This is a genomic window from Pseudomonas sp. 39004 (assembly GCF_028682155.1).
Classification (GTDB): Bacteria; Pseudomonadota; Gammaproteobacteria; order Pseudomonadales; family Pseudomonadaceae; genus Aquipseudomonas; species Aquipseudomonas capeferrum.
Genome location: NZ_JANIAG010000196.1, coordinates 1 through 9,347 on the forward strand (window position 1 = coordinate 1; position 9,347 = coordinate 9,347).

The 9,347-nt window shown below is 64.2% G+C and carries 9 protein-coding genes; 4 read left to right on the forward strand and 5 right to left on the reverse strand.

The genetic code is table 11. The annotated features are described in order from the left end of the window. The 3 genes from NP534_RS23455 to NP534_RS23465 form a co-directional block, all read right to left on the reverse strand. Positions 1-695: YebC/PmpR family DNA-binding transcriptional regulator (locus NP534_RS23455; protein WP_274100271.1), on the reverse strand; the 695-nt coding region annotated here is incomplete at its 3' end. 95 nt (positions 696-790) lie between these two features. Continuing rightward, entirely contained in the window at positions 791-2,182 is a 1,392-nt protein-coding gene (locus NP534_RS23460; RefSeq protein WP_186661336.1) for an FAD-dependent oxidoreductase, read from the reverse strand. A gap of 14 nt (positions 2,183-2,196) precedes the next feature. Beyond that, the gene (locus NP534_RS23465; RefSeq protein ID WP_274100272.1) at positions 2,197-3,513 is read right to left on the reverse strand and encodes an MFS transporter; all 1,317 of its coding nucleotides are present in this window, start codon (positions 3,511-3,513) and stop codon (positions 2,197-2,199) included. A 245-nt stretch (positions 3,514-3,758) separates the two neighbouring features. On the opposite strand from NP534_RS23465, the gene NP534_RS23470 reads away from it, so the two are divergent. Both NP534_RS23470 and NP534_RS23475 read left to right on the forward strand, forming a co-directional pair. Continuing rightward, positions 3,759-4,628 (forward strand): LysR substrate-binding domain-containing protein, encoded by an 870-nt coding sequence (locus tag NP534_RS23470; protein ID WP_274100273.1) that lies wholly within the window; start codon positions 3,759-3,761, stop codon positions 4,626-4,628. A gap of 63 nt (positions 4,629-4,691) precedes the next feature. Further along, positions 4,692-5,063 carry a DUF2784 domain-containing protein gene (locus tag NP534_RS23475; protein WP_274100274.1) on the forward strand — a complete coding sequence of 124 codons (372 nt, stop codon included), beginning with the start codon at positions 4,692-4,694 and terminating at the stop codon, positions 5,061-5,063. On the opposite strand, the gene tam is transcribed toward NP534_RS23475, so the two are convergent. Continuing rightward, positions 5,053-5,829 carry a trans-aconitate 2-methyltransferase gene (tam, locus tag NP534_RS23480; protein ID WP_274100275.1) on the reverse strand — a complete coding sequence of 259 codons (777 nt, stop codon included), beginning with the start codon at positions 5,827-5,829 and terminating at the stop codon, positions 5,053-5,055. The genes NP534_RS23475 and tam overlap by 11 nt on opposite strands. A gap of 107 nt (positions 5,830-5,936) precedes the next feature. Here tam and NP534_RS23485 point away from each other — a divergent pair, with 107 nt between their 5' ends. Next, positions 5,937-6,128 (forward strand): hypothetical protein, encoded by a 192-nt coding sequence (locus NP534_RS23485; RefSeq protein WP_033699973.1) that lies wholly within the window; start codon positions 5,937-5,939, stop codon positions 6,126-6,128. A gap of 3 nt (positions 6,129-6,131) precedes the next feature. On the opposite strand, the gene NP534_RS23490 is transcribed toward NP534_RS23485, so the two are convergent. Next, the gene (locus NP534_RS23490; RefSeq protein WP_274100276.1) at positions 6,132-7,541 is read right to left on the reverse strand and encodes an amino acid permease; all 1,410 of its coding nucleotides are present in this window, start codon (positions 7,539-7,541) and stop codon (positions 6,132-6,134) included. 326 nt (positions 7,542-7,867) lie between these two features. Here NP534_RS23490 and NP534_RS23495 point away from each other — a divergent pair, with 326 nt between their 5' ends. Beyond that, a complete protein-coding gene (locus NP534_RS23495; RefSeq protein ID WP_274100277.1) occupies positions 7,868-9,292 on the forward strand; it encodes an aminotransferase-like domain-containing protein in 1,425 nt (474 codons plus the stop codon). Positions 9,293-9,347: the final 55 nt, after the last annotated feature.

The window sequence follows — 9,347 nt, forward strand, 5'->3', positions numbered from 1 at the left end:
ACATAGACGTTCTGCACGTCATCGTTCTCGTCGATCGCCTCGAGAAACGCCTCGACCTCGGCCAATGCCTCAGCGCTCAGGCTGGCAGCACTCACCGGGTTCTTCGGCGTGTAGCCGATCTTTGCCGAGGCCACGGTAAAGCCATGCTCCGGCAGGGCCTTCTGCACAGCGTCCAGGTCGGTGGTGTCGGTGATGAACAGGGTCGAACCCTCTTCTTCGCCTTCCTCGAAGTCCTGGGCACCGGCTTCGATGGCGGCCATTTCCGGGTCGGCATCGCCGTTCGGGGTGGCTTCGATCAGGCCGACGTGGTTGAAGTCCCAGGCCACCGAGCCGCTTGCACCCAGCTGGCCCTTGCGGAACAGCACACGCACCTGCGCGACGGTACGGTTGATGTTGTCGGTCAGGCACTCGACGATCAGCGGCACCTGGTGCGGTGCGAAGCCTTCGTAGCTCACCGCATGGTACTGCACGGCATCACCGTCCAGGCCAGCACCTTTGCGGATTGCCCGATCCAGAGTCTCGCGGGTCATCGAGGCCTTCTTGGCCTGCACGATGGCCAGGCGCAGGCGCGGGTTCATGTCGGGATCGGCGCCCGATTTGGCAGCGATCTGAATCTCTTTTGACAGCTTGCCCATGACCTTGCCTTTGGCATTGGCCGCTGTTTCTCTATGTTTGGCTTTCCACTGTGCGCCCATGTCGACTCTCTTGTTTCAACGGCCAGTTCAGGAAGCGACCGGCCAAAAAGTGGGTGCAGTTTATACGCCCTCGGGCCTGTGATCGACAAGAAATCTCATGCTTTGTCGGCCTTGCCGGCCGCCGCCGCGAAACGCGCCAGGCGCACATCCAGGTGCCGCGGCCGTAGCCCGCGGTCCTCGGCGCGCTCCTTGCGACGGATGGCATTGCGCACCATCAGCGAGCCCAGGTAGCGAATCGGCTCGGGCGGGAAAAGCCCCAGCGGGCCGTTGACCAGCGGCGAGCGGGACCACGGGTTGTCCAGCCCCAACGCCAGCGACGAGAGGATCTGCCCGCCCATGTGGCACGGCCCGACGCCGCTGCCGGAATAGCCAAAGCCGTAGAACACATTGCCCTGCCCGTCCAGCCGGCCGAAGAACGGCAGCCCGGTCACCGAGCGGTCCGACGGCCCGTTCCAGCTTGCCGCCAGCGGCACCTCGGCCAGGGCCGGGAAGAACGCGCCCAGGCTTTCGCGCAGCAGCGGCCGGTACGGCGAAGGCTGGTCGAACACCGGCAGCATGCGCCCGCCATAGGCGAAGGTATTGCCGCCCTTGCCGAGCATCAGCCGGCCATCGGAGGTGTTGTGGTAGTAATGCACGAAGATCCGCGAGTCGAGCACGCTGACGCCGTTGTTCAGGCCAATTTCGCGCAGCAGGTCGGGGCACGGCTCGGTGATCACCATGTCGCTGGAGACGATGGCCACGCTGCGCTCGAACTGCGGGAAGGCCCGCGCCATCCAGGCATTGAGGCCCAGCACCACCCGGTCGGCGCGCACCGTCCCATGGGCGGTACGCACTTGCACCGGGGCGCCATGTTCCAGGCTGGCCATGGCCGTGCCTTCATGGATGCGCACCCCGCGCTGCAAGGCCACACGGCGCAGGCCACGCACCAGCCGCCCAGGCTGCACGGTGGCGGCCGCCGGTGAGAACCAGCCTTCCAGGTGCCGCGCCGAGCCAGCCAGGCGCTGCACAGCCTCCAGCGGCAGGCGCTCGAATGAGTTGATGCCCTGCTGCGCCAGCGCCGCGATCACCGCATCGGTCGCGCCCACCTGGGCCTGGTTGGTGGCGGTGTACAAGGTACCGTCGAGGCGGTAGTCGCAGTCGATGCCGTTGGCCGCGCAGAACGCGCCAATGGCCGCGATGCTGCGCTCCGACTCGCGCACCAGGCGCACCGCCTCGGCCGTGCCGAACAACCGTTCAAGGGTGAAGTACTTGGCCGACCAGGAAAGCGCGCAACCGCCGTTGCGCCCACTGGCACCTGCGCCGCAGATGTCTGCTTCGATCAGCATCACGTCCAGCGCCGGCGCCGCCTCCTTGAGCATCAGTGCAGTCCAGAGGCCGGTGTAGCCCCCGCCAACGATGCATACGTCACAACGCGCGTCGCCTTGCAGCGGTGGGCATAGCGCATCCTGCTCCGAATCCAGGGCCTGTTGCAGCCAGAAGGGTCTCATTCGCTCGCTTTCCTTTAGGTACGCAGTGGCTTGATCGCCATGCTGGTGTTGGGTGCCACGTCATTGGCTTCGGCCAGGGTGGCCGGGCGGCTGTTCCAGTGCGGCAACAGCACCAGGGCCGAGAACAGTGCGCAGCCGGCGAACACGAAGAACACCGTGACGCTGTCGAAGTAACCGGGCAGCAGGCCGCCAAGCACCGCCCCCACCGAGCCGCAGCCATTGACGAAGCCCGCTGCAGTGGCACCGGCCTTGGCCGTGCCGAAGTCGATGGCAGCCGCACCGCTGATCATCGAGTCCGGCCCGTACAGGGTCAGGCCCATGACAAACAGCAGGCCCACCACCATGACGATGCTGCCGCTGTGCATGGCCGCCATGAACGCCGCCAGGGTCACCGTCAACAGCAGCAAGCTGATCACGCAGGCCGGCATGCGCCGCGCGCCGAACAGTTTGTCGGAGGCCAGGCCAATCATGATCGGCCCCAACAGCCCAGCCAGCTCGAAGGCGGTCGGGATGATCGCCGCGCCGACCTTGCCCACCGATGGCATCTGCTCGAAGACGATTACCGGCCCCCACAGCAAGATGGCGTAGCGCGCCGGTTTGAGCAGAAAGTAGGCCAGGCCCAGGGTCAGTACCGTGCGGTTGCGCATGATCTCGCGCAGTGGCGCCCATACGCTGCACAGGTTGGCGCCCGGCGCCATGCTTTGCGGCTCGGGCTCGACGGCGGGCAAGCCGACGTCTTCAGGTTTGTTGCGCTGCAGGAAGAAAAACAGCACGGCCACCAGCGCGACCACGGCGGCACTGGAGTAAAACGCTGCGTGCCAGGTACCGACCAGGGTGTAGGCCCACCAGCCAGCAAACGGCGAGGCCACCAGGCCGCCGAAGGCATAGCACGAGCTCCACAGGCCCAGCACCCGGCCGCGCTGCGCGGCGGGGAAGAAACTGCCGATGTTCTTGCACAAGCCGGCCCAGCCGGTGGACTGCGCCAGGCCCTGGATCAGCATGCAGGTGGCGAAGATCGGGAAGGTCGCGTAGCTGCCCATCACCACGGCCGCCGCCGCCGAAATCAGTAAACCGCCGAGCACCACCACGCGAGGGCCGAAGCGGTCGGCAAGCATGCCCCAGGTGAACTGGCCCACGGCATAGGCGGCCAGGTAGATGGCATCGAGGTTGGCCATGGCGGCCTTGTCGAGCATGAAGCTTGGGTCTTCGGCGATACCCAGCTTGGCCACCGAGAAGGCCTTGCGGGTGAAGTAGAAGGCGGCATAAGCCAGCCAGGTAATTGCGAAAATCTGCATACGCCAGCGTTTGAACGTGGCTAGGGAATGGTTCATGTGAGTCTGACCTCTTGCTCAAGTGTGCCGGCAGAATGTGAAGAAACGCCTGTCTTGTTCTTGTGTTGCGCACAGCGATGACGGTGGCCCGTCATCGGGTCAGATGGCGCTGCAAGAGCACCATGGCCCGGCTGGCGCTTGTGGCACCAGCGTTGGGCTGAGGGCTATGGAAACAGCTGGTGACTGATAAATAAAATCGATTTATCGTATTTCACACATAAGCTCAGCTTGTTACTGGAGTCGTCATGTCGGTCTCACACGCTCAACTCAAGGCCTTCCACGCGGTGGCGGTGCACGGCAGCTTTACCCGTGCGGCGCAAAAGCTGTTTCTTACCCAGCCGGCAGTCTCCGACCAGGTGCGCAAGCTCGAAGAGCGCTTTGGCGTGCTGCTGTTTCACCGCAACAAGCGCTCGGTGCAACTGACCGACCTGGGCGAGCGCCTGCTGGGCATCAGCCAGCGCCTGTTCGCCTGCGAAGCCGAAGCCCTTGACCTGCTGCAGGACTCGCGCGCCCTGCACACCGGCAGCCTGGTGCTGGCGGTGGATGCACCGGTGCACGTGCTGCCGCAGATCGCCCGATTCTGCCAGCGCTACCCGGGTATCCAAGTGAAGATCGAGACCGGCAACACCGATGAGTCGCTGGCCCGGCTGTTCAGCTACCAGGCCGACCTGGCACTGCTGGGGCGGGATGTCGACGATGAGCGCCTGCATTGCCTGCCACTGCGCCGCGACCCGATGGTGGCGTTCGTTTCCCATCACCACCCGTGGGCCAGCCGTGGCTCGATCAGCCTGGCGGACCTGGATGACACACCGCTGGTGCTGCGCGAGCCTGGGTCGGTGACGCGACAGACGCTGGAGGAAGAGATGCAGCGGGCCGGCTTGCGGATTCGGCCGGCGATCCAGGTAGAGGGCCGGGAAGCGGCACGTGAAGCGGTGGTGGTGGGGATTGGCGTGGGGGTGGTGTCGGCGGCGGAGTTTGGCGCCGATGCGCGGGTGTGTGCGTTGCCGATCGTCGATTGCCAGCGGCACTTGACCGAGACGCTGGTGTGCCTGAGCGAGCAGCGTACACGGCGGGTGGTGGCGACGTTCTTGCAAATGGTGCAGGAAGGGTTGTAAATCCGCCCCGTAGCTTCCCGCTAACGCAAAGCTCGCGTCACCCTACCGTCTGGATAACTGCCAATGCTCTTTCGCCTGACCGCCGACACCCTGGTGCTGCTGCACCTGGCCTTCATCCTGCTGGTGCTGTTCGGCGGCCTGCTGGTGCTGCGTTGGCGCCCTGCCCTGCTGGTGCACCTTCCAGCCCTGGCCTGGGGCCTGGCGGTGGAATACCTGCACCTGGGTTGCCCGCTGACCCGCTGGGAAAACCGCATGCGCAGCGCCGCTGGCGATGCGGGCTACCAGGGCGGCTTCGTCGAGCATTACATCTGGCCGCTCATCTACCCCGCCGGCCTCACACCACAGACCCAGTTGCTGCTGGGCACCGTGGTATTGCTGCTCAATCTCGGCATCTACGCTTACGTGCTCTGGCGCTGGCGCCGCACTACCGGGTAGCGATCACGAACAACCGCGGGAACGGCAGCAATACCTTGCCGTCGGTGGACGGCGGGTAGTCGCGCTGCATCGCCTGCAGGTACATCTGCAGGAAGCCTGCCTGCTCGTGCTCGTCCAGCCTGGCCAGGTAAGGCCGCAACGCAGAACCCTTGAACCACTCCACCACAGCTTCGGCGCCACCCTCCAAGGGGTGATGGTAAGTGGTACGCCACACATCCACCCGCGTGCACAGTGGGCTGAGCAAGTCGTAATAGAACGCCGCATTGTGTCTGGGCGGCAGCTGGAAGTCGGCAAACTTGGCGGCCCACGGGCCTTGGCTGGCGATCTCGCGCAATTGCCGGTGCGCCGGCTCGTCGAGGTTGTCCGGAGTCTGCACCGCCAGGCTGCCGCCCTCGCTCAACTGGCTGACCAGGTGCGGGTACAGCGAAGCATGGTTGGGCACCCATTGCAGCGAGGCATTGGCCAGAATCAGGTCCTGTGCTTGCGGCGCGGTCCATTTGCCAATGTCGGCAATGGCGCAGCGTACCCGGGGCACACACAACCGTTTGCGCTCACGGGCCTTGTCGATCATGTCGGGGTCGCTGTCCAGCGCCATTACCTGGGCATCGGGGTAACGCTGCAGCAGCACTTCGGTGGAGTTGCCCGGGCCGCAACCCAGGTCCGTGGCATGACGCACCGGGTGTGGCGGCACGGCGGTCAGCAGGTCGCGTACGGCGCGGGTGCGCTCATTTTCGAAAAGGGAATACTGGGTGGCGGACCAGGCCATGTGCGGCTCCTTTGGGCGGGCAATGTGCTGAGCATAAGCCATGTGCTACCTGTTAGGGGTTCCTCGCAGGCCGGAACTGACCGCCTATGCTTGAAGTCAGTCCTTACATGCGCATGCCTATGAAAACATACCTGGCCCTGGCCATCCTGACCCTGATCGCTGCCGCCGCCCTGCTCGGTTCACCCTGGATGAACCAGCGCTTCCACATGCCTGACCGGCATGCGAGTGAAAAAAGCCAGGCCCTGAACGCAAAAACGGCCGGGTCCCCAAGGGAGCCGGCCGTTTCGAACAGCGACTAAGGCTTAGTGGCGCTTGGCGCTGCGCATCTGATGCACGACGCCCATGGCCACCACGACCGCCGCAGCGATGCCGGTGGAGATCACCAGGATCTGGTAGTCAGGCATGAACGCCATGGTCACCAGGGCGGCCACGATGAACGCGATCACCAGGTAGGTCAGCCACGGGAACAGCCACATCTTCAGGCGTACTTCCTTGCCTTCGGCAATCAGCTTGCGGCGCATGCGCAGTTGCGAGAAGGCGATCACCAGGTACACCAGCAGCGCGATCATGCCGGTGGTGTTCATCAGGGTGTCCAGCACGTCTTTCGGGCGCAGGGTCTCGCTGAAGTTGATCAGCGCACACACTACCGCCACGGCGCACGAACCCATGATCGCGTATACCGGTACACCGGTGCCGGCGCGGGTGATCTTGAAGAACGACGGCGCGTCGCCACGCTGGGACAGCGAGAACAGCATGCGCGAGGCGGTGTAGTGACCGGAGATCAGGCAGCTGCTGACCGAGGTCAGGACCACGAAGTTCATCAGCAACTCGGCATACGGCACGCCCAGCAGCTCCAGGGTACGGCGGTAGGCGCCATAGCCCGAGACGCCCAGATGCGGGTCGTTCCACGGTACCAGGCAGACGATCAGGAAGATCGAGCCGACGTAGAACAGGCACACACGCCATACCACCGAGTTGGTGGCCTTGACGATCTGTGCGGCCGGGTCCTTGGCTTCGGATGCCGCAATGGTCACGATCTCGGCACCGAGGAAGGCGAACATCACCCCGAGCAAGGCACCAATCACCGTGGTGATGCCGTTGGGCATGAAGCCTTCTGCGGTCAGCTGGCTGATGCCGCGCACTTCACCAAACTGCCAGACGTTCATCACGGCGGCGGTGCACACCACCAGGAAGCAGACGATGGCGATCACCTTGATCAAGGCGAACCAGAACTCGAACTCACCGTAGTGCTTGACGTTGAAGAAGTTGACGGTGATCAGCAGCAGGGTCGTGGCCAGCACGAACACGTTGACACTGACATCAGGGAAGAAGCCGTGCAGGATCTTGCCCGCCACGTAGGCTTCCCACGCCATGAGGATTACCCAGTACCACCAATACAGCCAGCCGATGGTGAAACCGGCCCAGCGGCCAATGGCGCGGTCGGCGTAGGTGGAGAACGAGCCGGTGTCAGGCGAGGACGTCGCCATTTCGCCGAGCATGCGCATGATCAGCACCACCAGGATGCCGCCTGCCAGGTAGGCCAGGACAGCGGCCGGGCCGGCGCTGTGGATCACGCTGCCGGAACCGACGAACAAGGCGCCGCCGATAACCCCGGCGATCGACATCATCGTCAGGTGGCGCGACTTGAGGGAGGCACTGAGCTTGCTCTCGTGCCCGCCTTTCGCGGTGGTGGTTGTGGATGTTGCGTCCATCAGTTGTGTACCCCGTGCTTCTTTTTATCCAAGGAAAACTGTGAGGCCCCGATGGCTAGCGGCCTCACCTGTACATCAGTGCTAATGCGGGCAGGATGGTGTGAACAAACACACGCAGGCCATCCATGGCGGCCTGCTGACGCGCCCGAAGGTTTGCCCTTCGAGCGAACTGAACATGCTTTATGTGGCGATATCCGACACCTAATGTAAAAATGTCCGACGCAGAGAGCCATGCACAGTGGCATGAATCTCGCACTGCACTGTACAGGCCGCCCATGCAATACACCTTGCAGGCGCCTGGCGCCAAGCACCCTGAAGGCCCCCGAATGTTCGAATTACATCCAGACTCCCCAACCCCGCTGGTCAACCAGATCATCGATGGACTGCGCGAGCTGATCGACAACCAGACGCTCAAGCCTGGGGCCAAGGTCCCGTCTATCCGCGCCTTTGCCGCGACCTACTCGGTGAGTACCTTTACCGTGGTCGAGGCTTATGATCGTCTGGTCGCCCAGGGCCTGCTGGTAAGCCGGGGCAACGCGGGGTTCTTCATCAATCGCGCGGCCGGCGAGTTGCTGGAAAAACACAATGCCGAGGCCGACACCAGTCGACCAACGTTCAACTCTGAATGGTACCTGCAGCAGATCTTCGAGATCCGCCAACTGCCGTTCAAGCCCGGCTGCGGCTGGTTGCCCAATGACTGGATGTACGAAGACGGCCTGCGCCGCGGGTTGCGCCAGGTCGCCGGGAGCCCGCTGGAACTGTCTGGCTATGGCGACCCCATGGGCCTGGCAGAACTGCGTGCGCTGACCGCGCAGAACCTGCAGCAAGAGCTGTCGATTGTCGCCAACCCGGCGCAACTGATGCTCACCCACGGCGCCAGCCAGGCCCTGGACCTGGCCGCGCGCACCCTGGTACGCCCAGGTGACGTGGTGCTGGTGGACGACCCCGGCTACCCCAACCTGATGAGCATCCTGCGCACCCAGGGCGCGACGCTGGTCGGCGTACCGCGCACGCCCAACGGCTACGACCTCAACCAGCTGGAGCAACTGCTGGCGCACCACCGCCCGACGGCCTTCTTCACCCAGCCGCACCTGCACAGCCCGACCTGCTCACGCACCCCGCTGCCGCAGCTGCACCGTTTGCTGCAACTGGCCAGCCAGCATGGCTTCCGCCTGGTGGAGAACAACCTGTACGCCGACATGGTCTCCGAGCCGCAGCCATGCCTGGCCAGCCTCGACCACCTGCAGCAGGTGGTGTACGTGGGCAGTTACTCGAAGAGCATTTCGCCCAACGTGCGGGTTGGCTACATGATGGCCAACCCGGAGCTGATGCAGAAACTGGTACACCTGAAAATGCGCTCGGGCCTCACCACCTCGCAGGTGATGGAGCGCGTGGTGTATGCCGCGATCATCGACGGACGCTGGCGCAAGCACCTCAAGCGCCTGCGCCAGCGTTTGGCCGAGGCGCACCAGGAAGTGGGCCGGCACTTGCATCGGCTGGGTTTCGAGTTGTTCACCGAGTCGGACGAAGGGATGTACATCTGGACCCGGCATCCGGCGATTCCAGATAGCGCGGCGTTGCTGGACGATGCGCTGGAGCAAGGGATCATGCTTGGGCCTGGGCAGCTATTCATGGTGGATGCCAAGGCGACGGGGTGGATGCGGTTCAATGTGGCGTTCAGTACCGACCCTGCGATGTGGGAGTTGTTGGAGAAGGTGCTGGTGAAGCATGTGCGGCGGGGTGGGGTTTAGTGGGGTTTAGGGCTTGCCATGGCATTTGCAGCGCCTGTGAGATCGTGCGCCGCGC

What these genes read in the sequence shown, in the direction of transcription:
- tam (WP_274100275.1), bottom strand. Translation starts at nt 5,829, where the DNA reads ATGGCCTGGTCCGCCACCCAGTATTCCCTTTTCGAAAATGAGCGCACC.
- NP534_RS23490 (WP_274100276.1), bottom strand. Translation starts at nt 7,541, where the DNA reads ATGGACGCAACATCCACAACCACCACCGCGAAAGGCGGGCACGAGAGC.
- NP534_RS23465 (WP_274100272.1), bottom strand. Translation starts at nt 3,513, where the DNA reads ATGAACCATTCCCTAGCCACGTTCAAACGCTGGCGTATGCAGATTTTC.
- NP534_RS23495 (WP_274100277.1), top strand. Translation starts at nt 7,868, where the DNA reads ATGTTCGAATTACATCCAGACTCCCCAACCCCGCTGGTCAACCAGATC.
- NP534_RS23470 (WP_274100273.1), top strand. Translation starts at nt 3,759, where the DNA reads ATGTCGGTCTCACACGCTCAACTCAAGGCCTTCCACGCGGTGGCGGTG.
- NP534_RS23475 (WP_274100274.1), top strand. Translation starts at nt 4,692, where the DNA reads ATGCTCTTTCGCCTGACCGCCGACACCCTGGTGCTGCTGCACCTGGCC.
- NP534_RS23460 (WP_186661336.1), bottom strand. Translation starts at nt 2,182, where the DNA reads ATGAGACCCTTCTGGCTGCAACAGGCCCTGGATTCGGAGCAGGATGCG.
- NP534_RS23485 (WP_033699973.1), top strand. Translation starts at nt 5,937, where the DNA reads ATGCGCATGCCTATGAAAACATACCTGGCCCTGGCCATCCTGACCCTG.